The sequence below is a fragment of the Microcystis aeruginosa NIES-843 genome, from assembly GCF_000010625.1.
GTDB lineage: Bacteria > Cyanobacteriota > Cyanobacteriia > Cyanobacteriales > Microcystaceae > Microcystis > Microcystis aeruginosa.
The window spans coordinates 2,176,052-2,202,944 of sequence record NC_010296.1; the positions used below are offsets into that span (position 1 = coordinate 2,176,052).

Sequence of the window (26,893 nt, forward strand, 5' to 3'; positions counted from 1 at the left end):
TTAGGAGTCAGTTATCAGTTATCAGTTATCAGTTATCAGTTATCAGTTATCAGTTATCAGTGTTAATCAACTTACCCAGCAAAAACCTGATTCTCTAGTTCTCCTGAGAGGGGGAAGTCTGAAAAATTTTCCCTACACCCCACACCCCACACCCTACACCCTCTTTCAAGTCAGTAGTCGGGGGGGAAATCTGGAGTCAGAGCCTCGTCGATGCGATAAAATACTCTGGCTCTGTATTTGTTGGTTTATGAGTTAACTAGGATTTCAGCGATCGCCTGGGAGATAGGAAAATAAGGAGGATAAAGTTCTAGCCAGAAAAACTCGCCAACGGGATTAATTTCTAAAAAGATATAACGTTCATCTGGTGTGACAATCATATCAATTGCACCATAATTAAGACCGAAATATTTCACTAATTCTAGTAGTTGTTTTTCAATAGTTTTCGGTAAATCGTAGGGTTGCCATTGTTGATGGAGCGCTCTTCCCTCTTTTCGCCAATCGTAGATAGCACCGTCTAATTGTTGGGAATTAATCGCCGCCGTAAATATTTGTTCACCGACGATAGTGATGCGTAATTCCAAAGCTTTAGGAATGTTTTCCTGAAAAGTCATTGGACAAAATTGCAAACCTTCCAAATTATCTAGGTCTTCCTTTGTAACAGGACTGGTAAAAACAACCATTTCCTCTTGCTTGTCTCCATAAATAGCAAATTGAGAAAGCATTTTAGTCACAATTCCCGTCGCTTCAAACTCCTGAGCAAATTGCTTGACAGCTTCAGGATTATTAGAAGTTAAAGTCCCCGGAATTAATAAACCTAATTGTTGCGCCACTTGTAACTGCAATTGTTTATGATTGGCATGATCTACCTTAGCAATTGGATCAAGATGAAAGCCAGATAAACTAGCAATCATTCCTCGAATACTTAACCGACATTCCTTAAGAGAAGCTTCGCGAAATTGACTATCCATCCCATCGGGTAATTTTAGTCCGTATCTCATGCGTCGATACCAGACAGAAGAAACTTCTTTTAGCTCTAATTTTTGTTCTCCATCGGTAATAATTCCGCCTTTTTGACCGCCTGAGTAAAGATCAACTTTCACCTCTGTAGGGAAGCGATCAGTATCAAAACGGAAGGCTTTTTTACCCATGGCTTCTATGGCTTTGATTACCAGAGGAATACTTTCATTATCGTGGCTAAAAGTAACAATTAAAACGGTCATAGATTTCCTTGAAAACTTAATATTAACAATTTTTTGAGCGCCAGCTTTGCCGATCAACCGAAGACTAAAAAATCAGCGATCGCATTAGAAATAGGTAAATCTAAATCCCGTTCTAACATTCCCCACTCACCACCCGGATTAACTTCTAAAAAAACGTATTCTCCCCCAGGAGTTAAGATAAAATCAAACGCCCCAAAATTCAACCCTAAATTAGCCATAAAAATCTGAAGTTGCTGCAATAGTGAATCAGGTAAAGTATGATGTTGCCAAGCACCCGGATCAATACCCGGTCTTCGCCAATCTACGGCAGAATTATTATACTGAGAAGATTCTAAAGCTCCCACAAATGTCTGTCCATTAACCACGACAACTCTCAATTCTAATTGTTTGGGAATTTCCGCTTGAAAAACCATAGGACAATAGCGTAAAGATTCCGCTTCCTCAAGGTCTTCTGCTTTCACCCTACTGGTATAAAGAAAAAATTCCGGCGACTCCATACTTCTGGCGATCGCAGTTAACAATTTACTCACCATTCTTCCCTGAACCTGGGAAAAAAACTCCCGGGCAGCATCAGGATTATTGGTAACTAAAGTGGGGGGGATAATCAAGCCAACTTCTGAGGCCAAACGAAGTTGTAATAACTTATTTTTAGCCCTCTCAATTTGCGCTAAATTATCTAACCAACGCGCTGACCTTAAACTATCCCAAAAACTAGCCAAAGTCGTCTGGGATTCTCGCACACAAGCCTCCCGAAACTGAGGATCTAAATCCGCTGTTATTTCAGGTTGCCAAATACGTCTTGTCCAAACAGATTGCACCTGTTCACTATCAATAGATTGATGGTTATAGGTTAATTGATAAAAACTTTTTTTCCCATTAAATTGGGCTGCTAATTGAACCTCTAAGGGAAATTTATCGGTATCTAAGCGAAAAGGTGTGGCTCCTTTTTTTTCTATCGCCTCAGCCACGCGGTCAATCGTGAAAAAATCGCCGCTATGGGTCAACAATAAAACAACTTTAGGCGATTCTTTCATGTCAATTGCAAATCCCTATATTTTAACCCATTTTAAGGCTTTTGGGCGGATATTTATCGAGAAGAATCTCAATAAAAGGCGGAAAAAATTGCTGCTTTTGCTTAACTAATTGCAGTATTTGTTTTTTTCTTGAGTAATTACTAAAGTTACTTTACAGCACTTCTCAGGATCTCAACGTGCAGTTTTTTTGGCTGCGAGCCTTGCTTAGTGGAGCTTTTAGCTTTTTGTCTGTACGGTGTAATCAAGAAAAGTGCTGCAATTACTCAAGTGATCTGAGTTTAATAATCTTCCCAGTCAGAAGGGTATTTAAAGGTGCCCCCGTAGGTAGGCTCAGGGGAAGGAGACTTGATGGAAGATTCCTCTTTGCTTACGGACAAGAAACGAGCAAAGAAAGGAAGTGCTTTACCTTGTTGATCGTTGGGATATGCCATAGTTATTCCTCTGGTAATTTCGAGTGAATAGGTTTAATCACTCAGACAAAACTAACCACCTGCAATAACCCCTGAAAGCTTTGCTGTGCATGGCTTTCAGAATTGGGATTGTGCAAATAATTTGCCTTTGTTTGGGTGATGGAAAACATCATAAGCACTAATCCGGCCAATGTCAAGCACTTAAGAACAATTTCTGCTAAATCCGACATTCAGCACATCTTCATATACTTGTATATGTTTTTACATTCCCCAAGATGTTTTAACGAAAAACCTTGATTGTAGAAACTACTATTGAGAACATTTTCAATAATTGATTTTTTCTGAGAAAAAAATTGACAATTCTTCACCTTGATCAAAATCAATGATTGTAGCTATAATCCTTACTGGACAAGGATTGTAAGCAATATATTGGTAAAAATTATTAATTGAATGTTAAGAAGTGCGGAAAGTGGGTTTCCCACTCTACTAAATCTGCTCAAATATTAATTACCTAAGCAAAATTAATTATACATCTAAGCCGTCAGCTTTTTGCCGTGATCAGTAAACAGTAATCAGTAAACAGTAATCAGTAAAAATACAGTAGGAAACTTCTATTTAATACTCCACACTTAAAACTCAAATCTGATAACTGATAACTGATAGCTGTACAACTACTTAGTACAAACGCTTACGGGGGCGATAATTAGCCACGGATTCCACTAAACCCAAGGCAATAAAATTGGTTAATAAAGATGAACGTCCATAACTTAACCAGGGTAAAGGAATCCCTGTAATCGGGGCTAATCCCACGGTCATGCTAATATTAAGAATTGCCTGAAAAGCGATCATCGAGAGAACACCGATCGCTATTAAAGAACCAAAGTTTTCTTTAGCAGTATTAGCAATGACTAACAAACGCCAACAAACTAACCAGAAAGCTATTAAAACTAGAATACTGCCGACAAAACCGAATTCTTCCCCGACTACGGAGAAGATAAAATCGGTGTGTTGTTCGGGAATAAAATTTAATTGGGTTTGGGTGCCTTGGTGTAATCCCCGTCCCAATAATTCTCCCGATCCGATGGCAATGCGGGATTGAATTAATTGATAACCTCCCCCCAAAGGATTCTTTTCTGGGTCAAGAAATAGGGTTAAACGATCTTTTTGATATTCTTTTAATAAACCCCAAAAAACCTCGCCTAATTTACCCACTGCCAGATTAGTTGCCACCACGATGAAAGTAGATAAAAAACGGTAGGGAAGGGTAAACCAAGCAAGCACAGCGATGATAATTGCTAAAACAATCCAAGCAGGAAAAAGTAAATTAAACAGAAAAACCGATGCGAGGGGAGATAAGAGGATAATCATCCAAGGCAGTTTCGCATTAGCCCAGTAAATCATGCCTAGGGTAATTGCCCCAAAGACTAATCCCGTCCCCAGGTCCGGCTGCGCCATAATTAACACCCAGGGGATGGCAGTGACGACAAAGACACGAGCGATCGCAAAAAGATTATCGGCGGGACGATGATGTAGGAGGGCTGCTAGGGTGATAATTAAACCTACCTTGGCAAATTCCGACGGTTGCACGTTAAAACTGCCGATATTAATCCAACTTTGCGCCCCATTCGCCGTCACCCCCAGGACAATTACTGCAATTAGGGAGAGATTGGTGAGAAGATAGGTTAACCAGTGCCATTTCAGCAGACTTTCGTAACGACAACGGGCCAGAAATAAAGCGATCGCCACTCCCCCGGCCCCGAATAACCAGTGTTGCCACCAGTCGAGAGCAGTGGTATGTCTTTCGGCACTACGAATCATTAAACCACCGAAAACGGTTAAACCCGTCACCAAAACGAACAAAAGCCAATCAATTTGGGCTATATCCCGGAAAATGAAGCTAAACCGCTCATTAAAACCGCTTAGTTTCCTACTAATAAGGGACTGTCTTCTCACCATTTCTCTCCCCAAATTTACTAACTAACTAGGGTTTGCTCAATAAATCTAAAAACATTGTTCGATAATACTTTTAGACCTTTTTGAAATCCAAAAGTACCGGCCATTGGAGTGATCGGGGGGAAAATTTAGGGACTTTTTCCCTGAAAATGGGTAAAACCCTACACCCTACACCCCACACCCCACACCCTGCCCCCAAGAAAAACTTTTTGCCGCAAACCCTAACTATAGGCTGCTACGGATACTTTCGCCGCCACCTGACGAGCGATCGCTATCAGGGCTTTAGCTGAGGCCGATTCCGGTTGCCCCAAAACCACTGGTACACCAGTATCACCGCCCTCCCGTAGGGCTATCTCCAGAGGCACACATCCCAGTAAAGGAATGCCCAATTCTTGCGAGGTTTTTTCCCCACCACCGGACCCAAATAGATCATAGGAGCGATCGGGCTGATCGGGAGGGATAAAATAACTCATATTTTCCACGATACCCAAAACCCGCGCCCCTAGCTGTTGGAACATTTTTAAACCCCGGCGCGCATCAATTAAAGAAACCGTCTGGGGAGTGGTGACAATCACCGCACCCGCTAGGGGGACCGATTGAATTAAAGTTAATTGTGCATCCCCGGTACCGGGAGGCATATCGACGATTAAATAGTCTAAATCGCCCCAATTGACTTGATAGAGAAACTGACGGATAATGCCGTTTAACATCGGACCGCGCCAGATTACCGGTTGATCGGGGTTGATCAAAAAGCCCATGGAAACCATTTTGATGCCATGGTTAAAAGCGGGTTCCAATATCTCGCCATTTGCGCCCTGTACGGTCACTTGTGCGTCATTTAAGCCCAACATTGTCGGGGCGTTGGGGCCGTAGATGTCCGCGTCTAATAGCCCCACTTTTGCCCCTAAATGAGCCAAGGCGACGGCGATATTGACAGCCACGGTACTTTTTCCCACACCGCCCTTACCACTGGAAACGGCGATAATATTTTTAACCCCCTCCACGCCTTGGCGATCGGGTAAAGCTTTTTGTTGCGGGGTTTCGGCAGTTACGTCCACAGCGACACTTTCCACCCCGGGCAGCTGTTTAACGGCTTTTTGGCAGTCTTCCACGATAAATTCGCGCAAAGGACAGGCAGGAGTGGTCAAAACTAGGGTAAAGCTAACTTTTCCGCCATCGATCGCCACATTGCGGATCATGTTCAATTCCACTAGGCTTTTTTGCAGTTCCGGATCTTGAACGGGACGTAATACTTCTAAAATCGATGCGGTATCAAGGGGCATGGTTTCAGTGTCTCTAATCAAGTATTGTTCTTATGGTTATTTATCTTAACCTTGATGCCCGCACAGTTATCAGTGGGGAGTGGGGAGTTTTTTGCTGTGAACAGTGAACAGTAAGTAGTCGTGCAAAATTAATTTCCTAGTGAAGATAGGCAAGAGGCAAAAGGCAATAGGCAAGAGCGGGGTTAGATATGTGTAATTAATTTTGCTTAGGTACTTAATCAGTGAACTGAAAACTCACATCTGATAACTGATAACTGATAACTGATAACTGATAACTGATAACCCCTATCCCCCTAGATCTCTAGATCTCTAGATTACGGTAATAGGATCGCCGACTTTAATTGTACCTGTCTTTTCGGGGATGACATTTTCTCCGAACATGATGCCCCCGGGGAAACTGCGAAAAGTGCTTAAGGTTTTTAAAGGTTCTTGCTGGGGATTTCTCCTACCTGTTTCTTGATCGGTGGTGGTGATAATACAGCGACTACAGGGTTTAACTAGGGCATAATTTATCTCTCCAATTGTGATCTTTTGCCAACTACTTTCGCTAAAAGCTCGATCGCTACTAATAACAATATTAGGCCGAAAACGATTCATCGGCACCGGTGCAACTAAACGCCGATTTAAGTCCTCTAAAGAAGCAGTATTAGTTAATAAAATTGGATAACCATCGGCAAAGCTGACGGGAGTATGATCATTCCCTGCATAGCGAGGATTCGCGGGACGTGGATAATCGGGAGATTGTCGCACTAAACGACAAGGAATGTCGAGAATTTTCTCGAACCATTCGGCGATTTCATCCCCTTGATCCATGGCTATGGTTTGAGATTCCCAGATTTGAACCGCTCTTTTTTCTCCTGTGAAATTAGGCTGGAAAGTCAGGGAATCTTGAGATGTTTTTAGAGAAAATTTATCTCCTGTCATCGTGACAGAAACCCTGGCTAATTGCGGATATTCCCTTTGGGTGATAAATTTACCCTTGCCATCCACTAACATCATTTCTCGATCCCAGAGTAAACCCTTAGGAGTCACTTCAGCTTGGGATAATTGAATACCTCGACAGGATTTAATCGGGTAGATATAGAGATCAGTAACCTGCATTTTCTTTCAGTAGTTCTACATATTTTTTAGCCACATCTTCCCAAGTCCAGAGATTAATTTTATTGGGGATATCTTCGGGTAACAAGCGAGGAATTGGATTGAGGATAAATTGTTCTAAACAGTTGGCTAAACTTTCCGCATCTTCCCTAGGATAGAATTGCACTCTTTCAGGACAATTATATAATTCCACCTGTTCTTGAAACACTTCTAAATCGGAAGCGATAACGGGAATACCTTGTAAAATGGCTTCCGCTATTGCTAATCCAAAACCTTCGTATTTTGAGGGAAATACCACAGAGGAACAGGTTTGATAATAAAACTGCAATGTTTCATAGTCTTGATAACCTAATCCCTTGAAATGACTCTCGAAAATTTCTTGATTTTCCCGATAAAGTCGGGTACATTCTTTGAGATAATCTTGGTATTCTTGGGTTTGGGACTGTTGAGATAATTGCAAATTTCCACTAACTAGATTATCGGTTTCCTTGCCAATCAAAACAACCTTGAAGTTTAAGCCTTTTTTGGCTAGTTGTATAGTTGCTTTGAGCAAAGTCAGATGATCTTTGTAGATACCAAAGGAGGAGGGAAAATAAAAAGTAACTAGCTCACTTTTGACTAAATCACTCTTGGGATTAGACTGCTCGACAAATCCTGCTAAGGGTACAGCTTTTAATTTACTAGCATAGGTAGCATTGGGAAAAACTTTTAAAACATCGTCTTTAGTTTTTTGGGAAATTGTGAAGAGTAGATCGGCCCGATCTAACCATTCTTTTAAGACTTCATTGTAGGGTTCTTGATAGGATTCTGAGTAAGTTAAGGGAGCAAATTGCCAAAAGACATCATAAATAATGCCACTTAAAGTAACCTTGACATTGGGGGGAGAAATCCGATTAGTCATTCCATACAAACAGTGATCAGCTTGGTAACGCTTGATAATCTGATTAATTCTTGCTTCGATGCGTAAAAGGTCAATTCTACGAGAGAAAAGACGATGAATCGAAGTCAGTCTTAGGGTTTTGTAAAAATTCGCTAGAGGACCATAAAAATAGATTAAACTTGTCTCAAAACTCTTGGGGGAAAAATCAAGTTCCTCATAGATAAGTTTATCGGAATCAGGCATTAAAAACTTAAAATATTCAATGTCATTACGAGGAATAACGATAATAATTTTTTCGACGTATTCTAATAAGCTAGGTATTAAAGAGATAATGACTCTTTCTACTCCTCCTTTGCGATAAAACACGATCGGGATGACAATTTTCATAGATTTCCTTGTAGATGGCTAGTAACTACATTATTAATATCTGTCATAAACTTATCGGTAGAAAACAGAAATTTTTGTTTCTCTAGAGAGGAAAGTAATTGATATTGCCTATCCTCATTTTGGATCACATGGGCAATTTTTTCTACCGCATCCTCAAGATTATCAAAAAACAAATCGGTGTTTTCTTGACCAATAATTTCTGCTGGTCCCCCTCCTTCACGGGTGAAGGGAATGATCCCCGCTTTTACCATCTCGGCGATAGAAATGCCAAAGGGTTCAGGTTTAAAATGAATACCATACTTACAACGGTATAAAACTTGGGAATATTGTTCATAACTAAGGTTTTCACATAGCTCAATCCAATCAGAATTATCTCGAATTAACTGATCCAAATAACGTTTATATTTAGCCTCAGCGTTACCGCCACCGCCCCCAGTAATATAGAGTTTAACATCAATGCCTTTTTGACGAACTTTTTCCAAACATTGAATTACCCGATGGGGTTGTTTTGCCTCTACCAAACGACCGCTACAGATAAAGGCATTTTCCTTATCTTGCCAAGCAATGTCTGCCGGTTTAATTACCACGGGAGGATAGACAACTTTAGCGTCAATTCCATAATAGTCTTTAATGGCTGCTGCCACTGCCCCTGAATTGGCTAAAGAGAAGTTTTTTTTCAAATTATCCACAGAAAAATTAGAGATACGATTATAATATTTCTGGGCTAACTCTCCACCTTCTAAAACCTTAATCCAGTGAATGTACTGCATACCTGGCCTACCCAAATCGGCAGCGTTATAAGCAGAAATTACTAAATCGTAATCTTGCTGCTTTTGTTTACAATATCTTAAACTGAGATGAATAGCTAATTGTCGAAAGTGTTTATTATTAGAAGCTAAGGCATTATTGACACGATAGAAGCTCTTTGGTAGTAAAGAATCAACTTTGATTGATTGAGCATTTAAAGTTGTTCCATACATTAAATTCAACCATTGCCAATCGAGGTCAGCAAAAGTTATTAAAGTCAGATCATACTTATCTTTCAAAGCTTCCATCATCCAGAGAGCAACCGCTTCCGCACCACCACCCAAAAAACAAGGGTAGTAGATAGCGATTTTTTTGCTTAGAGGGTTATTCATGATCATTGATACCTGACATTAGTTTAAGATTCTAGCAAAATCCGGTCTTTACGCAAGCATTTCTTCTAAAACCCTGGCTACCCTTAGGATTAACTCTTCGCGATCAGGAGCGGCGATGATTTGTAAACCTAAAGGTAGCTGGGATGGGCGTTTAATCGGCAAAGAAAGGGCAGGTAAACCGATAAAAGAAAAAGGTTGGGTGAATCTGCCTAAATTGGGTCTAATTAATAGCTCTTGCCCGTCAATAATCATTTTTTCTACTCCTAACGGCGGCGCAATACAGGGAATTGTCGGGGTGAGGATAATATCGACTTCGCTGAAAATCTCTCGCAGACGATCGCGATACCAACGGCGAAAACGTTGAGCCTGTAAATACCAGCTAGAGGGAATTAATGCCCCCGCCAAGAAGCGATCCCGGGTTGCGGGGTCAAAATCCTCTAATCTGGTCTGTAAACGCGGTAAATGCCAATTTGCTCCCTCGGAAGCGGTAATTATATAGGCGGCTGCCCTGGCGCGGACGGTTTCGGGAATGGTGATTTTTTTGGTAACTCCTAAACGTTCGGCGATCGCTATCACCGACTCGATTACTTCTGGTTCGGCTCCCTGCTGAAAATAATCATCGGCAAGGGCTATTTTTACGCCCTCTAAGCCATTTAAAGGGGCTTTAAGGTTATTTTTGGCAAAAAGACCCCAAATAGCCGCCATATCCGCCACATTGCCGCTAAAAAATCCCAGATGATCCAAACTACTAACGAACAAAAATAGGCCCTGACGGGATACGCGCCCAAAGGTGGGTTTTAGCCCCACTACGCCACAACAAGCGGCGGGAACCCTCACGGAACCATTAGTATCGGAACCGAGGGCGAGAGGCACTAAATTAGCGGCAACGGCAGCGGCGGAACCGCCGGAGGATCCCCCCGAGACGCGACTAGGATCGCGGGGGTTGGCAGTGGCTCCATAATGGGCATTTTCGGTGACAAAACCGTAGGCGTACTCATCCATATTGGTCGCCCCCACCAAAACCGCCCCGGCTGCTTCTAGGGTTTGTATAGCGATCGCATCTTGTCCGGCGACAGGGTGATCTCGATTGATTTTGGAACCGGCAAGGGTGACAATACCCTCGATATCAAAGAGATTTTTGACGGCGAAGGGGACTCCTGCTAAGACACCGACGGGTTCCCCATTAGCGATCGCTAGATCGATTTTTTGGGCTTGAGCGAGCGCTCTAGGGTGTAAAATGTCGGTAAAGCAATTTAAATGGCGATTTTTCGCCTCTATCTCCGCTAAAGTCCGATTAATAACTTCTAAGGCGCTAGTTTGACGATTTTGGATCGATCGAGCTAAATTGCACACAGAAATAGTCATGGTTCAAAGCTGAGGGCGCTTTCCCCGTCATCCTCTAAGGGAAATTCTGTCACTAAACTGGCGATTTCTTGCAAGCGTTGCCAGTTTTCAACCACAGAATTTAAATAGCGATCGGGAATGGTTAAATCTAGGATTTTCGCCATGATTATAACGTATTCTTCTGGATTATTCATAGATTTCGTTCTGGTTGGGGTTAAGGATATCAAGATTTGCTTGAAAGCAGCGCTCAGGAATAAAATCGACACCTAGTTAAGCTGTGAAAATTGCTAGGATATAAGAGAAAATCTCCTGTAAATACAATAGCTATCCCTAGGGAGGAAGTATAACTTAAATTTGTTCTTGACCACCGACTCCCTAGGATCATAACCTTAGATATGATCCTAGAACTGTATATTGAGATATTTTCCTCCCCTTCACCCCCCGATTAAATTAAACTTATATATGACCAAAAACAAGAGGTAACAAGCCTCCCCTTTCAAGAGAATGAAAATTAAAAGCTACTGAAGACTACTGGTAGTCACTGATAACTGATAACTGATAACTGATAACTAATAACTGATAACTGATAACTGATAACTGATAACTGAAATGACCATCTTACAAGACGAAAAACTCCTCTTTACTCCCGCAATACCCCACAGTGATGCCCTTAGAACTATTTTTGCCTTTCCTAATCAGTATTCTGTGGGTATAACCAGTTTAGGTTATCAAATTGTTTGGGCAACTTTAGCCCTGCGATCGGATATACAAGTTAGTCGTTTATTTACGGATTTTCAAGAATCTTTACCCCGTTATCCCGAATTAGTCGGCTTTTCCTTTTCCTGGGAATTAGACTATGTTAATATCCTCTCGCTGTTAGAATCTTTAGAAATTCCTTGTCACAGTCATCAACGGCAAGATCGACAGGCGATAATTTTTGGAGGTGGACCAGTTTTAACCGCTAATCCCGAACCTTTTGCCGCTTTTTTTGATGTAATTTTATTGGGAGATGGTGAAAATTTAATTGCTGATTTTATTAATGCCTATCAAGAGGTTAGAAACGCTGATCGCCCGACAAAACTCCGTCATTTGTCCCAGGTTCCAGGGGTGTATGTTCCTAGTTTATATACCGTTAATTATGACAGTCCAGAAGGTGAAATTACAGCAATTCTACCCATAGATAATAATGTTCCCGCCTTTGTTAGTAAACAAACCTATCGCAGTAATACCCTTTCTGCTTCTACGGTGGTGACAAAACAAGCGGCATGGGAGAATATTTATATGGTAGAGGTGGTGCGAAGTTGTCCAGAAATGTGCCGTTTTTGTTTAGCTAGTTATCTAACTTTACCCTTTCGTACCGCTAGTTTAGAATCTTTAATTCCCGCCATTGAAAAAGGTTTAAAAGTGACTGATCGCCTTGGTTTATTAGGTGCTTCCGTCAGCCAACATCCTGAATTTGAAACCTTACTCGATTATCTTTTTCAACCAAAATTTGAGGGGGTTAGACTCTCGATCGCTTCAGTTAGAACTAATACCGTCACGGAAAAATTAGCCAGAATTTTATCCCAAAGAGACACCAAATCAATTACTATTGCCGTAGAAAGTGGTTCCGATCGCCTACGGGAAATTATCAACAAAAAGTTAGCCAATGATGAAATTATCCAAGCTGCTATTAATGCTAAAGCGGGCGGTTTAAAAGGGATAAAACTCTATGGTATGGTGGGAATACCGGGAGAAGAAACCGAAGATATAGCGGCGACTGTGGAAATGTTAATAGCATTAAAAAAAGCCGCCTCTGGACTGCGAATTTCTTTCGGTTGCAGCACCTTTGTGCCTAAATCCCATACTCCTTTTCAGTGGTTTGGCGTTAATAAAATGGCCGAAAAAAGATTAAAATATCTAGAGAAACAATTAGGTAAACAGGGCATAGAATTTCGCCCAGAAAGTTATAATTGGTCGGTGATTCAAGCCCTATTATCTAGAGGCGATCGCCGCTTGACTTCCCTGTTAGAATTAACCCGTGGCTACGGTGATTCTTTAGGCAGTTATAAACGGGCTTTTAAGGAACTAAAAGGACAAATTCCCCCTCTAGATTATTACGTCCATCAGCAATGGCGTTTAGAACAGGTTTTACCCTGGAGTCATTTACACGGTCCTTTATCCTCAAATGTTTTGGTAAAACATTTAGAAGATTCCCAAACAAAAAGGTAAAGTATCGCTAATAAGCTAAGACGCATTTCAACAATGTCTTGACTATCAGACCCCACATGAGGTATTCTATCAAGGTAGATCAGATAGTGGTGACATTCAGACTTGAATTAGCCCTATTAAAAACAAAAAAATGTTACTTTTATTAACTATAAATCTCGATTAAACCATTAATTTAATCTTAGTTGATCAACCCATGAGCAAGAAAAATGAGACCGTTACCCTGCTTTTAGCCTTGGTGATTACCCTAGTATTTTTTGGGGCAGGTGGTTGGTGGTTATACAATCGTTTTCAAGGAAAAAATAACCCAACCAATCTTTCTGAAATCGAGAAAATATCACCGGAGCAAAAATCGGTATCGGCACAAGCAAAATTTAGTCAAGGGGAAAACTTATTAATAGTTGAAGGGGCTTCTTCGGACAAACAAGCTGCCATACAGGCAATCGGGAAAGGAGACTTTCAGCAAGCAGTTTACCTCCTAGAAAAATCCCTGCGAGCTAATCAAAATGATCCGGAAGCTCTCATCTACTTAAATAACGCCCGTATTGGTGAAGCTAAGTCCTATACTATCGCCGTTTCCGTGCCAATTGGTAGCAATGTCAACACCGCCCTAGAAGTTTTACGAGGAGTTGCCCAATCTCAAAATCAAATCAATCAAACCGGAGGAATTAATGGCACTCCTTTAAAAGTTCTCATTGCTGATGATGCTGATAATCCCGAAATTGCCGCTCAAATTGCCCAAAAATTAGCGGCTGATAACAGCATTTTAGGAGTAGTAGGACACACTAGCAGTGACACCTCTTTAGCGGCGGCGGCTATCTATCAAAAAGGGGGATTAGTAATGATTTCCCCCATCAGTACCTCAGTTAAACTCTCCAATTTTGGTGACTATATCTTTCGTTCTGTTCCCAGTGATTTTGTGGCGGCACGGGCATTAGCCGAATCTAGCTTGCAAAAAATTCCTAACGTCAAGGCAGTGGTATTTTTTAACTCCCAAAGTAATTATAGTCAATCCCTAAAATCTGAATTTACCACCGCTTTAGGATTAGGAGGAGGTCAAGTGGTGAGTGAATTTGATCTATCTTCCCTCACTTTTACCCCTTCTAAAAGCCTCCAACAAGCTCAACAGGAGGGAGCAAATCTAATCGCCCTTCTTGGGGATAGTGGAACCCTAGATAAGGCTTTGCAGGTGGTTCAAATCAATGGTCAAAAATTACCGATTGTGGCGGGTGATGACGTTTATAGCCCCAAAACTCTGGATGTAGGCGGAAAAAATGCCCTTGGCATGATTGTTGCTGTCGCTTGGCATTTGGCGGCTAATCCAAATAGTCCTTTTGTGAATAATTCCCGCCAATTGTGGCAAGGAGACGTAAATTGGCGCACCGTCACCGCTTATGACGCTACCCAGGCTTTAATTGCTGGCATTAAGGCAGAATCTAGCCGAGAGGGAGTTCAACAGGCGTTAAGAAGCAGTGATTTTTCTGTTCCCGGGGCGACTAATCCAGTGCGATTTTTACCGTCTGGCGATCGCAATCAATCCGTGCAATTAGTGGTAGTTAAACCCGGTTCTCGTTCTAGTTTTGGGGTAGATTTTGTGCCAATTTCTCGATAAAATGACAACTAAATCAAGATGAATTATAAGTAAGTAGTTATAATTAAATTGAAGATAGATTTTGCCTCTGATCCCCCCTTAATCCCCCCTTAATAAGGGGGGTGCCGATCCCCCCTTAATCCCCCCTTAATAAGGGGGGTGTCTGAGAACTTTTAACACCTACCTACTTATGTTAGAAACTCCCCCTAAATATTCTGTTCTTGGTTTACCGGTTCATCTCCTCGATAACTACAGTCGTTGGTTAATCGATCGCCTCTATCAAGGTTTTGGTTCCCACGTTGTCACTCTTAATGCAGAAATGGCAATGTTAGGGGAAAATGATGCCAAAGTAGCCCAAGTTATTCGGGAAGCAGATTTAGTTATTCCCGACGGCGCGGGGATTGTTATTTACTTAAAATTAAGGGGTAAAAAACAAACCCGCTGCCCCGGTATTGAATTATCAGAATCCTTAATTACTGAGTTAGGAATGCAGGGAGAGAGTTTTCCTATTGCTTTTTTTGGTGGTCAACCGGGGATTACGGAAAAAGCGGCAAGTAATTGGCAAAAAAAGATACCTAATATCCGTATTCTGTCTAACCACGGTTATCTATCCTCCCAGGAAATGTCCGATTGGATCGAGGTGTTAAAAGATCAACAACCGCGGTTAATTTTAGTTGGTTTGGGAGTACCCCGACAAGAATATTGGATTAGGGAACATCGATATCTCTGTCCCCAAGCTATCTGGGTAGGTGTGGGGGGCAGTTTTGATATCTGGTCCGGGACAAAAATCCGCGCCCCTCGCTTTTTCTGTGACAATAATTTAGAGTGGTTGTATCGACTCTATCAGGAACCTTGGCGCTGGAAAAGAATGTTAGCTTTACCTAAATTTTTCTGGCGCTCTCTTTTTTATTCCTAGTAATAGTTATTATAAATTCTTTTCGATAAAGGCAATCACTCGATCTAATCCTTCCCGTGTTTTTAAGTTGGTGAAGATAAAGGGTTTATCCCCGCGCATCTTTTTGGCATCTCTATCCATCACTCCTAAATCTGCCCCCACCATCGGGGCTAAATCTATTTTATTGATTACCAATAAATCCGATTTTGTGATACCCGGTCCCCCCTTGCGAGGGATTTTATCTCCGGCTGCCACGTCAATCACATAGATGGTTAAATCTACTAATTCGGGGCTAAAGGTTGCCGCTAAGTTGTCACCACCACTTTCCAGAAAAATTAGCTTTAAGTTAGCAAATTTTCTCTCTAACTGTTCAATGGCAACTAAGTTAATTGAGGCATCCTCGCGAATAGCTGTATGGGGACATCCTCCCGTTTCTACTCCTAAAATTCTTTCCGGAGCTAAAGCTTGCGATCGCACTAAAAATTGGGCATCTTCTTGAGTATAAATGTCATTGGTGACTACGGCGATCGGATATTGATCCCGCAAATTTTTACACAGGGCATCGAGCAGGGCTGTTTTTCCTGAACCCACCGGACCGGCAATTCCCACGCGCAAGCAAGACATAGTTTTTTCGGGAAAAAGTGAAAAGGAAAGGGTTAAAAATTTTGGGGCTATCCGATAGAAAAAAGAGGGGTTCGCAGGGCGACACGGATTCCCATTATAATAAAAGGTTAACGCAAATCTGAGAATTTGTCAAGCCTTTTTGTCAATAAATTTGGGGAAATCATCGACAAAAAGATCACCAAAAGTCAGTGATTTGGTAGCCAAAATCCGTTAACATCTGCCTAAATAGGGGCAAACTTAAACCGATAACATTACTGTGACATCCCTCTAATCTTTCCACGAATAGACCCCCCTTTCCTTCTAGGGCAAAACAGCCGGCACATTTGAGGGGTTCTTCGGTGTCAACGTAGGCAATAATTGTTTCATCGCTGATATTGGCAAAGTGAACTTTAGTGATCCCACAACGAGTCAAAGTTTGATTATTAACTCGATCGATTAAAGCATGACCTGTATAGAGTGTACCCACCTGACCGCGCATTTTTTGCCAACGCTCGATCGCTTCTGATTTATCCTTGGGTTTGCCATAGACTTCCCCCGCTACTTCTAAGACGGAATCGCAACCAAGAATCAATCCTGTATCAAATTTAGGGGCGATCGTTTGCGCTTTACATTGGGCTAAAGTTTGGACAAGATGGAGAGTATCATCAGCATTAATTGTCGATTCATCAAAGTTACTCACCCGCACAATCGGATCGATTCCCACCATTTGTAATAGTTTTTTGCGCGCAGGAGAAGCGGAAGCAAGAATCAAGGGAATGGACATAGTTTTTTCAGTAAAAAGAGATAGGAGATAGAAGACAGGAGATAGGAGACAGGAGACAGGAGACAGGAGACAGGAGTAACTGATAAATGAAAAATCTCCCCAACCTGTAAAACCTAACAATGCTATGGCAAAACCTGCTAGGAATTGGCAGGATTTTCGGGGGGAAAATAACGATCTAAAATCTCAACCATGCGCGATTGTCTTTCTTCCTTGTCAAATCGATTGTAAAAATCTGACTGAACCTCATAAAAATCCGACATCGATCGAGTTAATTGTCCTAGCAGTTGATAAAGTCCCCGTCTGTCTTTTTCCCATTCTTTTTTAGACTCAGCAAGACTATTAGTTAACGCTTCGATCGATTTGGCGTTAGAATTAGCGATCACTCTAGTTTCTTTTAATCCCTGATTGGTTTCCTGTAATCCTAATTTAATCTCCTGTAATCCTAATCTAATCTCCTGTAGTCCTGATTTAATCTCCCGTAGTTCTGTTAGGGTATTTTCAGCAAGAGATTCGAGTCTATCTAGTCTATTTTCTTCCGAGTTACTCATATTCAGTTACCGGTTATCAGTTATCAGTTATCAGTTACCAGTTACCACTTCCCCACTGATTACTGACTCAGTAAGTAATCTCAATTAATTGTTAGATAATTGTTAGATAGTGGGACAGGCTTCTGGTTCTTTGTCTGTTATCTTTAATTGTAAACCGGCTACCTAGTTGATGATAGGTGGTGCGTTACGACGGATTGTTACCTTGAAGTCAAAACAGGAATTTTTGCCGTCTAACGCACCCTACATTTTACTATTGCCTGTGGCCTATTTCCCTAACTAACCGAGAAAGAATCAACGATAGTTTCAAAGAGTTCTTGAATTTGCGTCCAACGTTTTTGGGAAGTGGAAAGATTAAAAGAATAGAGTTTATTATTATTAACCGTGACGCTGGCCAGATTATGACGTTCTTGGCCGTTGGCTAATTTAACTTGATATTCGAGGATATAATAATCTTGACCGTCGATTTGATGAGATTCTGAGCGAATTAATTCTACTTCCTTATCGAGATTGGGGTTAAGACTGTTATTTTTCAGGAGACGATAGCCCACTTCCGAGGGTGTCCCTAAATCTGTTAAGGTTTTATTGTCGGGGATGGGATTGATAATAACGCTTAAATTTTCGCTCGTTTCGATCAGGTCATGAAAAACCACATCTACTCCTGCAACTTTTTTCACATCCACCTGCGTCCAACCCTTAGGATATAAAAATTGATAGCCTTGGCTGCCACTGGTGTATCCTTGCAGTCCAGCGATGGGAGTTGCACAACCGGTTAAGAGGAGGGTGGTAATTAGGAGGAAAGTCGCCAAAAGAGATTTAATCATGATATTTTGACCTGTGAGTAGGGCTGTTTAATTTTACCTTGAATTGTTTAGGTGAACGGATTATGAAAATTAAGAAAAAATTGACAATTATTATAGCTATAGCGACTTTTTTACTGACTATCTCTCCCCTAAGCGCTCAAACTACCGCTAACCCCGTGAAGGCTGTAGAATTTTATAATCGGGGGGTGGATCGTTTAACCGCAGGGGATTACTCAGGGGCGATCGCTGATTTTACTCAAGCTCTACAATTAGAGCCGAAGGATGCCGATGCTTACTATAATCGCGGCTATGCGGAATTAGTTCTCGGCCAGTACGAGCGAGCGATCGCAGATTATACCCAGGCCTTGACAATCAACTCTAATTATGTTAATGCTCTCGGTAATCGTTGTTATGTGCATTATCTGACGAAAAAATACGAGGCAGCGGTGGAAGATTGCACAAAAGCGATCGCTTTAAACGGAAATTTTGCTGATTTCTTTATTTATCGCGGTAATGCTAAGGATGACTTGGGAAGACACCTAGAAGCGATCGAGGATTACACAAAAGCTTTGAGTTTACAGGGAACTAGAGGACAGGATCGCATTTTCTATAATCGCGCTCTAGCCCATAACCGAGCCGGACAGCAGGAAATGGCTTTAAGGGACTATAATGAGAGTCTGAAAATTAATGCTAATTTTGCCGAAGCGTACCACAATCGGGGTTTGACCTATTATAAATTGGGAAACAGGGAAAAAGCGATCGCTGATTTAGAGGAAGCGGCCCGTCTAGCGTTATCTCAGGGTAAACAGGGGACTGCGGCTAAGTCTCAGTCAGCAGTGGCATTAATTCAGGGTCAAAAGCCTTAAAATAGGGAGTAGTTGTGATATTAGCGGTAAAGAGGAGTGAAAGGGGCTAAATCGCAACTACGAGGGACTAAATTTTAGCCAGCTTGGGATGCGTAAAAAGCGACGGCTAACAGTCCACCGACAAGTGTGATCGCAGCAACGCCCCAGACAAGATAATTACGTTGTTGCGATTTAGTGGGGGGAGCCGCTTGATAAACTTTCGGTTCGGCGGCGAAATTATTTAAGCGTCCACCTTCTTCGTTTGTATAAGGCATAATCAAAACCTCAAATATGACAATTTTTCAGGAAAAAAATCCTCTTATTACAATACTACAACATATTAGTAACCGAGTCGGGGATGTGGGAAATTCTCACGGGGATAACAATTCTTAGTCTGGGGGTAACTGCCGGACTCTGCTACTTTTATTGGCGATCGCATTGCCAAGGATTGCAACTGCGAAAACAAGTTAAAAAAAGTCAATCATACTAAATCCGTTTTTAAGTAGTTGGACAAAAGTAAAGTTAACTGTGGGGTAAGGAGTCGGTCGTCAGGAGTCGGTCGTCAGTAAGAATTGCGGCAATTTACATTTCTTAAGATAGACAACAGAATTTATGTCCGACTACTTAATACTAGAATAACGAGCCTTGAATATAAGTATTGCTTCTTTCTTTTTTAAATCTTTTAAATCTCTCTGCAGCTATCTCGCAATAGTCTGGTCGAATTTCAAAACCCACAAAAATTCTTCCTAATCCCAAGGCCGCTATTCCCGTGGAACAAGAACCAGCAAAGGGATCAAGAATTATTTCTACCGGATTAGATGAAGCTTGTATAATTCTCTCGACAATTGCTAAAGGAAATTGTGCGGGATGTCCAGTTCTTTCCTTAGAACTGCGCTTTTCTCCTGTAGTGACTTTAGGAACTTCCCACACATCAGAAGGATTTTTACCGAGGGGATTACAACGATATTTACCATTTTTCTTTTGATTGGGATACTTAACGTTAGGGTCACGAATATTGTCTAAGTTAAAAGTATATTCTTGGCAATTTTTGAGATAAAAAAGCCATTTTTCATTGCGAGGACTAAGACGATTTTTTGTAGAAACACCTGCCCCATATTTCCAGACAATTTCTTGTAAAAGATAAAAGGGAGACTTATCCCAAAGAAGATAGGGAATCGGAACACATAATCCCTTTTCTGGTACTTCTAAATAACCAACATTTAGCCACAAAGCACCGTTATCTTGAGTAATCTGATAAATTTGCCGCAGCCAATTAGCACACCAATCAACATAGTCATTGATTGAAAGAACTCGTTCATATTCTTTGCCAATATTATAAGGTGGTGATGTAACAGTGAGGTCAATTTTTATGTCACTATGAGATAGTTTAGACAAAAAGTCTGTGGCATCTCCTTGATAAAGAATAAAGCCGTTGTCCGAGTAAAAAGGTTGACCAAGATGACTAACCAGAATTTCTTTAAGAAAATTAAATTTGTTGGCTCTATCTTTTTCTAACTCTGGAGAAAATGGCTGTAGTAAGGAGGAAGGAGCAATCTGAGTTGATTGATGATCAACAATTCCCTCTGCTAGATAAGAGTTTTGTTCCTTGCTGGCAATTGGACGAGACTCATCTTCCCTAGACGATAGTTTTTTTTGTTTCCGCTGGGACTCTACAACCATAATCTCAAAGGACAGGTAAGTATTTTGATAGTTTTAATTATGCCCTTATTTTACCAAAATATCACTGGAGTTGTGCTTAATTTAATAACTTTTGTAATCATTCTCCTTCCCTTACCCTGGATGGGGGGGGTAAAACCCCACCAAGAGTTAAAGATTGACTGATAAAGCAGCGAGTTTTCCTTGAAAAATCTCAACTGAGTAGATTGGATAATTAGGAGATGCACCCGAAAATTATCCCTAAAATGGTGGTAAATAACCCATGGCATTTTTGACTCGATCGAGAGTTTGATTGGCCACCGCTTCTGCTTTGAGACGACCTTGCCGCAAAACTGTGGCTAAATAATCTTTATCCTCTCTAATTTGAGCGTATTTTTCCCGAATAGGTTTCAGAGATTCTATGGTGACTTCTGTTAACATCGGTTTAAATTGTCCCCAACCTAAATCGGCACATTCTCCCCCGACTACCTCTTTACTTTTTCCCGATAAAATGCTATAGAGAGTTAATAAATTATGGCATTCGGGACGTTCTGGATCATCGAAAGTTAAACCCTTAACTAGATCGGTTTTACAGCGTTTAATTTTCTTGGCAATGACATCAGGACTATCGAGAATATTAATCCGACTCATCTCGGAAGGATCGGATTTAGACATTTTATTCCGGCCATCGGTTAAACTCATCACCCGCGCTCCTTCCTTGCGGATCATCGGATCAGGAAGTTTTAAAATTGGTTGTTTCGGTTGCCCAAAAAGATGATTAATTCTAACGGCTATATCGCGGGTTAATTCTAAATGTTGTTTTTGATCTTCTCCCACGGGTACTTTATCGGCATCGTAGAGTAGGATATCGGCAGCCATCAGCACGGGATAATCGAGTAAACCTGTGCCAACATTTTCCCCCTGTTTAATCGCTTTTTCTTTAAATTGAATCATATCGGTTAACCAATTTAAAGGGGTGATACAATTCAATAACCAAGTTAATTCCGTATGGGCCTTAACGTGGGATTGGACAAAGATAGTCGCGTATTCTAAATCAATTCCGCAGGCTAAATATAAAGCGGCAATTGCTAAAGTATCCTCCGCAAGAGTGGCGGGATTATGGGGAACGGTGATCGCGTGTAAATCGACCACACAAAAGAAATTATCGTAGTCTTTTTGTCCCTCCACCCAATTGCGGATCGCACCGAGATAATTGCCTAAATGTAAATTGCCGGTTGGTTGCACACCAGATAAGATTCTTTGTTTACCCATAACTCTTGCGATCGCTTTTTATCATGATTTCATTGTATCAGTTTTTGCGGGTAATTTCATCCTAAATCCAATTGGGAAAAATCATTCTCAGATAATAATCCCGCACTGACAGGGGAATGCCTAAATAAATTGGTAGCCAATAGATAAAAGCAAAAATTATCAAAATTATGAGTGAGCGCGAGCCATTTTTATAAATAGGACTGGAACTTTCTAAACCATCGGCTAAGAGCCAAGCTAGAGCAATCCAAGTGAAGCTATAGGCAGCCATATAATGATAGAGAAAGGTGCAGCGACTAATTTTTAACCAAGGCAGCAGATTAGCAATATAGTTACAGATAAGATAGGCGGAAATTACTCGCTCTTTTCGGTTAAATAATCGACTAAAAACTACTAGAATTGCTCCCGTAGAAAACCACCACAAAAACGGATTTCCCATAGCGTGAACATCATAAATTTTATCATCTACTCTCTTAAAATAATAAGCCACAGGTCGCCCCATTACTAACCAACTATACCAGGGAGAACAATAGGGATGAACATCAGATTGATTACCTTTTATTCTCTGATGAAATGACAAAATTTCTTGATGTACTTGCCAAAAATTATATTGATGGTTGACGAGAAGATGCGGTATCCACAGTAAACTATAGGTAACTAGGGGAAAGATAATTAAGGCGATAAAAATGTCCTCTAATCTCAGGTTAGTTGCCTTTGTCCAAAGATTATCTTTTGACTGCTCTTGATTCAATATTTTTATTAACCAAGCAATACCGATAAAAATAAATATTCCCAGTAAAAATCCTAAGCCATTCCATTTAATATTTGCCGCTAAACCGAAACAAACCCCCGATAATAATAACCAATTGAGTTTCTGATTTTTCTGGAGTGCTAATAAAAAAAATAATTGTCCAGACAAACCGAATAAAATTAAGTAAATATTATTGAGAGCGTAGCGGGATTCCACCAGAAATAATCCGTCTAAACTGGCGAGGAAAGTTGTGATTAAAAATACAGTTGTTCTCCGAGTTAATTGATAAGCAATTGCGCCAATAATTAGGGGAATAAAAGAACCAGTGAAAGCATTTAACCAGCGATAACTAAAAGTTGAGCGCAGGGAACCTGTTAAATTATTAATGGTTTCAGGATCGGCAGGAAAATGGGAGCCAATCCAGATACTAATAGCAATTAAATATTGACTTAATGGTGGGTGAGACTGGAAAAATTCTTTACCGATTAGATATTCATTGCCGTATTTAGCATAATAAACTTCATCGAAAACAAGAGTATTAAACTGACTGAGATTCCAGAATCTTATTCCTAGAGAAAATACAAATATCCCTAGGATAGATAGGTTAAATTTTACTTGAGAACTCATGGAAAGATAATAGTTATGATAACTGGGAATTTTCTGTTAAACGCAAGCGAAATTCTTTGACAGCAAGACGGGGATTAGGATGGTTGACGTATTCGGCTAATAATTCTAAATTTAAATCCGGTAATAAAGCACTTTTAGGGATTAAAATATATTCGCCATTCTCTTGTAAAGAATAGATTTTTAACTGATTATCTTGCCAAAACCAAACCTCTTGAGTTCCCAATCTTTGATAAACTTCTAAAACTTTCAGGCTGCCACTGGTTAAGATTATTTCTATCGCCAAATCAGGAAACTCTTTTTCTGTGAATAAACAAAAACATTCATCTGGTTCTTTTCCCGCTTCTTTTTCCTGTTTTCGCAAAGTGGTGGAACCTAATCCCCAGAAATCAATTTCAGCATATTCTAAATAAACTTCTACCAATCTACCGATATTTTTTTTGCTAACTTCGTGACGACGACTAGGAGCCATAATTTCTACCATTCCATCTAAGTAAGTAATGCGATAACTGGAACTATCTTCTAAATGTTTTAAGAGGGTTTCGTACTGTTGCCAATTAACCCCAGAAATAAACATTCTTTGTTCAGGATCATTAGCTTTTAACTCGAAATCTTCTAATCCTTGTAACCGAATCGTAGTCATCATAAAATTAATTACCTCGTCTATTTTACTTAATTACTCAGGAAGACTTATTTTGATTTCTTCTGGTCTGAATTTTAGCGCGTAAAATCCTAACTTTATAGGGATCGGCATCTTTTCGCCACAGAATCTGATAGCCTTTGATTGTAGCACAATGCTCCTCTAAACATTTTTGCCAACCCTGTAAACGTTCGATCGCTTTTCTATCTTCTAACAATCCCCAATCCTTTTCTAATTGAGTTAAGCGAAGCAATTTATCATAGTTGGGATAATCAGCCGTTACTAAAAGCTCTTTTTCGTGTAAAATTGGCGGATTAGGACTATCCCGATAATCACGAAAACTAAAATCAGCCGAACCTAAATATACATCCATGCTAGTAGCTAAAATCGGATGAATTTCTGTATCAAAATTGGGGTAATAGAGATAGGAAATTTTGGGTTGACGAAAGGATAAACGAATAACATTAGCATTTTCTAACCGTCCGATAGTTTGACTAGCACAACCTTCATATAAGCGTAATAACATCGGTAATTTTTCCAGAATGCTAATATGAATAGTTAGGGAATAACGGGAAAGTTTGCCTAAAGAACTATTTTCACAAGTACAAGCGATCGCTGGCAGATTTCCCGCACTTATTAACACTTCTTCTGCTAAAGCGCAAGCATTGCGATAACTGCCAAATAAAGCTTTAAAATCGGCACGGGTAGCGGGGGATAATTCCCGTACTTTCGGACAGTGGCTAAATTGACTTAAAGCTAAATAAAGTAAAAGATCGGCGCGTCTTTTATCAGCAATTATCTCCCATTCTTCCGCTTCTGTTACTTGTAAAATAACTTGAAAAGCGCGTCTAAAAGTGCCAAATTCTGCCTTAATTTCTTCCTCTTGTAATAATTCTCCCGCGACGGGTAAACGTCCCTGCTGGGTGTAAAATTCCATCAGGGGAGTCAATAAATCTTCGTAATCTTCAAAGCATTTGAGATGGGTTTTAATTTTAGGAGTGGTAGCGCGGGAACGCCATCTGGATAAACGAAAAGCTTCCGCTTTTTCTTCCTCTCGAAAAACTAGATAAACTCCCAAAGTTATCGGAATAGAATCAACCCCCAAAGTGCTATCAATATACTGTTTTAGTTCTTCCTGTTGATAGTATTTTTGAAAGGTATTACGACGGGTTATAATTCCATCTTCATAGGCCATTAAACCCCGTTCGCTATCATCAATTAGAATCTGTGCTGAAACAATTAAAACTTGACGGGTTAGTTGCCAAGCTTTTAATAAGGCTTCCTGCCGTTCTTCGGCGGATTCAATAACATTAATTACATAGCCTAAATTAACAATATCAGATTCAATTAAAGGACTATCGGGACGATAATAAGGATCCCAACCTTCACTTTGATAACCCTGTTCAGCTATGCGTTCTATATCACCTCCATAACCACAACCGTAATCAAAAAAAGTGGTTTCAGGAAGGAATAATCCCGCCGCTAATGCTAATCTTGCTGGACGAGAAAGGGTTTTGCGAACAAGAGCAGCCTTGTGGCGATCAATTATTATCGATTTTTCCTTTTGTCCCTCTAGATTACAAACTAAATAATCTCCAGCAAAATCAAGGTTATGCTTTCTTAAAAGCCGTTGCCATTCCTGTTTAGTACCGATGGGATAAGAACTGTTTAAAAGTCCTAAAGCACTCTCGATTTTTGTGAGATGCTCGAATTCTTGATAAAGGGGATAGTCCCTAGTAACAAAAGTTTCTTTTCGGTGTAAAATGGGCGGATTATCGGCATTTTGATAATTCCATTCACTTAAGATTAATGTCCCCAGATCTACCACTAAACTTTTAGTTAAAGCTGGGTGAGGTTCCCGATCAAAATCGGGATAAAAAAGATAGGATATTTTCGGTTTATCGGTGCTAAATTTAATTATTGTTGCCTCGGATAAATGCTGATTAATTCTTGCTTGTTGTTCGTAATTCTGGAGGATAGGATCCAGTTGATGTAATGCTTCTCGATGAACATAAAGCGCCCCCGGTAATAGTTTACCGATGGGACTAACTTGACACAGTTGCACGATTACGGCGAAATTCTCAGCCATGGCAATTAATCTGTCTAATCACAAATTCTAGAGACAGAAAAAACTAAATAAATCTAGTTAAATGAACCCGATAGCGCTCTTTTTTTGTCACAGTAACCTCACCCACTTCTAAACGACCTTTTCCCCGAAAAGAAATCAAATCACCGGTTTTAACGTTATAACTAGATTGACTGATATCTTTCCAGTTAACTCGCACATCCCCGGCGCTAATTGCCTCGGCCATTTTACTGCGAGAAATGCCAAAACCCGCCGATGCGATCGCATCTAAACGCAAGGAAGCTTCCACAGTATTAATTTCTTTTTTTTGCGGTGGTCTAACTTTTAATTCCGTCAAAGGAATCGGGCTAGTTTTCACGGGAACCGAACGCACTTGTAGTAAATTAGCAGATAAAAAATCTGCCAATTCAGGTACTACAATCGCCTGCGCTCCTCGCTCACCTAAAACGATTATATCGCCGACTTTTTCCCGGACGATACCCGTCCCCAACATCGCCCCTAAAAAATCCCGGTGGTTAGCGGTATCAAAAAGAAAATTACCGGCAATATCAAGGGCAGATAGGGGAATATCTGTTACTGTCAAAGGTAGATCAACTCTAGCAATACCGAGGCGCTGTCTTTCTGCTTGGGGATAACCGCCCCATTTTTGCATTGACACATCGGTTAAACGCTGAAAAACCCGTTCTACTTCCGCTAAAACCGCGGGAGAAAGAAAGTCTGTCACCGTCACTTCCCAAGTCTTGATCGCTTGTTCGGCTTTATCAATAACTTTCGCTATCTCCTCGCGATTTTCGACACCCTTTAGTAATTCTTCTCTCGGTAACATTGTTTTCTGGTAATTAATC

At 40.6% G+C, this 26,893-nt stretch carries 25 protein-coding genes; 4 read left to right on the forward strand and 21 right to left on the reverse strand.

Going from position 1 to position 26,893, the window contains the following annotated elements; genetic code table 11:
• Window positions 1-245 precede the first annotated feature (245 nt).
• From MAE_RS10520 to MAE_RS27920, 10 genes are all read right to left on the reverse strand, one after another.
• Window positions 246-1,220: an MvdD family ATP-grasp ribosomal peptide maturase gene (locus MAE_RS10520; protein ID WP_012265553.1), complete on the reverse strand. Its 975-nt coding sequence runs from the start codon at window positions 1,218-1,220 to the stop codon at window positions 246-248.
• A 53-nt stretch (window positions 1,221-1,273) separates the two neighbouring features.
• Complete coding sequence (locus MAE_RS10525) at window positions 1,274-2,254, reverse strand: MvdC family ATP-grasp ribosomal peptide maturase (RefSeq protein WP_012265554.1); 981 nt, start codon at window positions 2,252-2,254, stop codon at window positions 1,274-1,276.
• A gap of 278 nt (window positions 2,255-2,532) precedes the next feature.
• Window positions 2,533-2,685 (reverse strand): microviridin/marinostatin family tricyclic proteinase inhibitor, encoded by a 153-nt coding sequence (locus MAE_RS29285; protein WP_012265555.1) that lies wholly within the window; start codon window positions 2,683-2,685, stop codon window positions 2,533-2,535.
• A 654-nt stretch (window positions 2,686-3,339) separates the two neighbouring features.
• On the reverse strand, window positions 3,340-4,620 hold the full coding sequence (gene rodA, locus MAE_RS10530) for a rod shape-determining protein RodA (RefSeq protein WP_012265558.1): 1,281 nt from the start codon (window positions 4,618-4,620) through the stop codon (window positions 3,340-3,342).
• A gap of 218 nt (window positions 4,621-4,838) precedes the next feature.
• Complete coding sequence (locus tag MAE_RS10535) at window positions 4,839-5,900, reverse strand: Mrp/NBP35 family ATP-binding protein (RefSeq protein WP_002782914.1); 1,062 nt, start codon at window positions 5,898-5,900, stop codon at window positions 4,839-4,841.
• 309 nt (window positions 5,901-6,209) lie between these two features.
• Window positions 6,210-7,001 (reverse strand): MOSC domain-containing protein, encoded by a 792-nt coding sequence (locus MAE_RS10540; RefSeq protein WP_012265559.1) that lies wholly within the window; start codon window positions 6,999-7,001, stop codon window positions 6,210-6,212.
• The gene (locus MAE_RS10545; RefSeq protein ID WP_012265560.1) at window positions 6,988-8,265 is read right to left on the reverse strand and encodes a glycosyltransferase; all 1,278 of its coding nucleotides are present in this window, start codon (window positions 8,263-8,265) and stop codon (window positions 6,988-6,990) included. The genes MAE_RS10540 and MAE_RS10545 overlap by 14 nt, the downstream gene beginning before the upstream one ends.
• Window positions 8,262-9,404 (reverse strand): glycosyltransferase family 4 protein, encoded by a 1,143-nt coding sequence (locus MAE_RS10550; protein WP_041804017.1) that lies wholly within the window; start codon window positions 9,402-9,404, stop codon window positions 8,262-8,264. Before MAE_RS10550 ends, MAE_RS10545 begins: the two co-directional genes overlap by 4 nt.
• A gap of 48 nt (window positions 9,405-9,452) precedes the next feature.
• Entirely contained in the window at window positions 9,453-10,769 is a 1,317-nt protein-coding gene (locus MAE_RS10555; protein WP_012265562.1) for an AtzE family amidohydrolase, read from the reverse strand.
• Entirely contained in the window at window positions 10,766-10,942 is a 177-nt protein-coding gene (locus MAE_RS27920; protein WP_002740449.1) for a DUF4089 domain-containing protein, read from the reverse strand. The genes MAE_RS10555 and MAE_RS27920 overlap by 4 nt, the downstream gene beginning before the upstream one ends.
• A 415-nt stretch (window positions 10,943-11,357) precedes the next feature.
• Between MAE_RS27920 and MAE_RS10560 the strand changes: the two genes are divergently transcribed.
• The 3 genes from MAE_RS10560 to MAE_RS10570 all read left to right on the forward strand — a co-directional run bounded on the left by MAE_RS10560 (window position 11,358) and on the right by MAE_RS10570 (window position 15,463).
• Window positions 11,358-12,959 carry a B12-binding domain-containing radical SAM protein gene (locus MAE_RS10560; RefSeq protein WP_012265563.1) on the forward strand — a complete coding sequence of 534 codons (1,602 nt, stop codon included), beginning with the start codon at window positions 11,358-11,360 and terminating at the stop codon, window positions 12,957-12,959.
• A gap of 193 nt (window positions 12,960-13,152) precedes the next feature.
• On the forward strand, window positions 13,153-14,568 hold the full coding sequence (locus MAE_RS10565; RefSeq protein WP_012265564.1) for an ABC transporter substrate-binding protein: 1,416 nt from the start codon (window positions 13,153-13,155) through the stop codon (window positions 14,566-14,568).
• 169 nt (window positions 14,569-14,737) lie between these two features.
• Complete coding sequence (locus tag MAE_RS10570) at window positions 14,738-15,463, forward strand: WecB/TagA/CpsF family glycosyltransferase (protein ID WP_012265565.1); 726 nt, start codon at window positions 14,738-14,740, stop codon at window positions 15,461-15,463.
• Window positions 15,464-15,472: 9 nt separating this feature from the next.
• Here the strand turns inward: MAE_RS10570 and ureG are convergent, their stop codons facing one another.
• The 4 genes from ureG to psbP form a co-directional block, all read right to left on the reverse strand.
• Entirely contained in the window at window positions 15,473-16,066 is a 594-nt protein-coding gene (gene ureG, locus MAE_RS10575) for an urease accessory protein UreG (protein WP_012265566.1), read from the reverse strand.
• 175 nt (window positions 16,067-16,241) lie between these two features.
• Complete coding sequence (locus MAE_RS10580) at window positions 16,242-16,829, reverse strand: Maf family protein (protein ID WP_012265567.1); 588 nt, start codon at window positions 16,827-16,829, stop codon at window positions 16,242-16,244.
• A gap of 137 nt (window positions 16,830-16,966) precedes the next feature.
• Window positions 16,967-17,377, reverse strand: a complete 411-nt coding sequence (locus tag MAE_RS10585; RefSeq protein WP_012265568.1) for a hypothetical protein — start codon at window positions 17,375-17,377, stop codon at window positions 16,967-16,969.
• A gap of 272 nt (window positions 17,378-17,649) precedes the next feature.
• Complete coding sequence (gene psbP, locus MAE_RS10590; RefSeq protein WP_012265569.1) at window positions 17,650-18,198, reverse strand: photosystem II reaction center PsbP; 549 nt, start codon at window positions 18,196-18,198, stop codon at window positions 17,650-17,652.
• A 62-nt stretch (window positions 18,199-18,260) separates the two neighbouring features.
• Between psbP and MAE_RS10595 the strand changes: the two genes are divergently transcribed.
• Window positions 18,261-19,043 carry a tetratricopeptide repeat protein gene (locus MAE_RS10595; RefSeq protein ID WP_002796692.1) on the forward strand — a complete coding sequence of 261 codons (783 nt, stop codon included), beginning with the start codon at window positions 18,261-18,263 and terminating at the stop codon, window positions 19,041-19,043.
• 74 nt (window positions 19,044-19,117) lie between these two features.
• Here MAE_RS10595 and psb34 read toward each other — a convergent pair whose 3' ends face one another.
• The 7 genes from psb34 to MAE_RS10630 all read right to left on the reverse strand — a co-directional run bounded on the left by psb34 (window position 19,118) and on the right by MAE_RS10630 (window position 26,874).
• Window positions 19,118-19,297 carry a photosystem II assembly protein Psb34 gene (gene psb34 / locus MAE_RS10600; protein ID WP_002759001.1) on the reverse strand — a complete coding sequence of 60 codons (180 nt, stop codon included), beginning with the start codon at window positions 19,295-19,297 and terminating at the stop codon, window positions 19,118-19,120.
• Between the two features lie 355 nt (window positions 19,298-19,652).
• Window positions 19,653-20,702: a DNA-methyltransferase gene (locus tag MAE_RS10605; RefSeq protein ID WP_012265570.1), complete on the reverse strand. Its 1,050-nt coding sequence runs from the start codon at window positions 20,700-20,702 to the stop codon at window positions 19,653-19,655.
• Between the two features lie 237 nt (window positions 20,703-20,939).
• On the reverse strand, window positions 20,940-21,950 hold the full coding sequence (gene trpS / locus MAE_RS10610; protein WP_012265572.1) for a tryptophan--tRNA ligase: 1,011 nt from the start codon (window positions 21,948-21,950) through the stop codon (window positions 20,940-20,942).
• Between the two features lie 61 nt (window positions 21,951-22,011).
• Entirely contained in the window at window positions 22,012-23,325 is a 1,314-nt protein-coding gene (locus tag MAE_RS10615; RefSeq protein WP_012265573.1) for a dolichyl-phosphate-mannose--protein mannosyltransferase, read from the reverse strand.
• Window positions 23,326-23,338: 13 nt separating this feature from the next.
• The gene (locus tag MAE_RS10620; protein ID WP_041804020.1) at window positions 23,339-23,968 is read right to left on the reverse strand and encodes a Uma2 family endonuclease; all 630 of its coding nucleotides are present in this window, start codon (window positions 23,966-23,968) and stop codon (window positions 23,339-23,341) included.
• Between the two features lie 34 nt (window positions 23,969-24,002).
• On the reverse strand, window positions 24,003-26,051 hold the full coding sequence (locus MAE_RS10625; RefSeq protein WP_012265575.1) for a DNA phosphorothioation-associated putative methyltransferase: 2,049 nt from the start codon (window positions 26,049-26,051) through the stop codon (window positions 24,003-24,005).
• A 43-nt stretch (window positions 26,052-26,094) separates the two neighbouring features.
• Window positions 26,095-26,874: a photosystem II S4 domain protein gene (locus MAE_RS10630; RefSeq protein WP_002796685.1), complete on the reverse strand. Its 780-nt coding sequence runs from the start codon at window positions 26,872-26,874 to the stop codon at window positions 26,095-26,097.
• Window positions 26,875-26,893 lie beyond the last annotated feature (19 nt).

Excerpts from the sequence above, each read along its gene's own strand:
- MAE_RS10520 (WP_012265553.1), bottom strand. The coding sequence starts at position 1,220 with ATGACCGTTTTAATTGTTACTTTTAGCCACGATAATGAAAGTATTCCT.
- MAE_RS10525 (WP_012265554.1), bottom strand. The coding sequence starts at position 2,254 with ATGAAAGAATCGCCTAAAGTTGTTTTATTGTTGACCCATAGCGGCGAT.
- MAE_RS29285 (WP_012265555.1), bottom strand. The coding sequence starts at position 2,685 with ATGGCATATCCCAACGATCAACAAGGTAAAGCACTTCCTTTCTTTGCT.
- rodA (WP_012265558.1), bottom strand. The coding sequence starts at position 4,620 with ATGGTGAGAAGACAGTCCCTTATTAGTAGGAAACTAAGCGGTTTTAAT.
- MAE_RS10535 (WP_002782914.1), bottom strand. The coding sequence starts at position 5,900 with ATGCCCCTTGATACCGCATCGATTTTAGAAGTATTACGTCCCGTTCAA.
- MAE_RS10540 (WP_012265559.1), bottom strand. The coding sequence starts at position 7,001 with ATGCAGGTTACTGATCTCTATATCTACCCGATTAAATCCTGTCGAGGT.
- MAE_RS10545 (WP_012265560.1), bottom strand. The coding sequence starts at position 8,265 with ATGAAAATTGTCATCCCGATCGTGTTTTATCGCAAAGGAGGAGTAGAA.
- MAE_RS10550 (WP_041804017.1), bottom strand. The coding sequence starts at position 9,404 with ATGAATAACCCTCTAAGCAAAAAAATCGCTATCTACTACCCTTGTTTT.
- MAE_RS10555 (WP_012265562.1), bottom strand. The coding sequence starts at position 10,769 with ATGACTATTTCTGTGTGCAATTTAGCTCGATCGATCCAAAATCGTCAA.
- MAE_RS27920 (WP_002740449.1), bottom strand. The coding sequence starts at position 10,942 with ATGAATAATCCAGAAGAATACGTTATAATCATGGCGAAAATCCTAGAT.
- MAE_RS10560 (WP_012265563.1), top strand. The coding sequence starts at position 11,358 with ATGACCATCTTACAAGACGAAAAACTCCTCTTTACTCCCGCAATACCC.
- MAE_RS10565 (WP_012265564.1), top strand. The coding sequence starts at position 13,153 with ATGAGCAAGAAAAATGAGACCGTTACCCTGCTTTTAGCCTTGGTGATT.
- MAE_RS10570 (WP_012265565.1), top strand. The coding sequence starts at position 14,738 with ATGTTAGAAACTCCCCCTAAATATTCTGTTCTTGGTTTACCGGTTCAT.
- ureG (WP_012265566.1), bottom strand. The coding sequence starts at position 16,066 with ATGTCTTGCTTGCGCGTGGGAATTGCCGGTCCGGTGGGTTCAGGAAAA.
- MAE_RS10580 (WP_012265567.1), bottom strand. The coding sequence starts at position 16,829 with ATGTCCATTCCCTTGATTCTTGCTTCCGCTTCTCCTGCGCGCAAAAAA.
- MAE_RS10585 (WP_012265568.1), bottom strand. The coding sequence starts at position 17,377 with ATGAGTAACTCGGAAGAAAATAGACTAGATAGACTCGAATCTCTTGCT.
- psbP (WP_012265569.1), bottom strand. The coding sequence starts at position 18,198 with ATGATTAAATCTCTTTTGGCGACTTTCCTCCTAATTACCACCCTCCTC.
- MAE_RS10595 (WP_002796692.1), top strand. The coding sequence starts at position 18,261 with ATGAAAATTAAGAAAAAATTGACAATTATTATAGCTATAGCGACTTTT.
- psb34 (WP_002759001.1), bottom strand. The coding sequence starts at position 19,297 with ATGCCTTATACAAACGAAGAAGGTGGACGCTTAAATAATTTCGCCGCC.
- MAE_RS10605 (WP_012265570.1), bottom strand. The coding sequence starts at position 20,702 with ATGGTTGTAGAGTCCCAGCGGAAACAAAAAAAACTATCGTCTAGGGAA.
- trpS (WP_012265572.1), bottom strand. The coding sequence starts at position 21,950 with ATGGGTAAACAAAGAATCTTATCTGGTGTGCAACCAACCGGCAATTTA.
- MAE_RS10615 (WP_012265573.1), bottom strand. The coding sequence starts at position 23,325 with ATGAGTTCTCAAGTAAAATTTAACCTATCTATCCTAGGGATATTTGTA.
- MAE_RS10620 (WP_041804020.1), bottom strand. The coding sequence starts at position 23,968 with ATGATGACTACGATTCGGTTACAAGGATTAGAAGATTTCGAGTTAAAA.
- MAE_RS10625 (WP_012265575.1), bottom strand. The coding sequence starts at position 26,051 with ATGGCTGAGAATTTCGCCGTAATCGTGCAACTGTGTCAAGTTAGTCCC.
- MAE_RS10630 (WP_002796685.1), bottom strand. The coding sequence starts at position 26,874 with ATGTTACCGAGAGAAGAATTACTAAAGGGTGTCGAAAATCGCGAGGAG.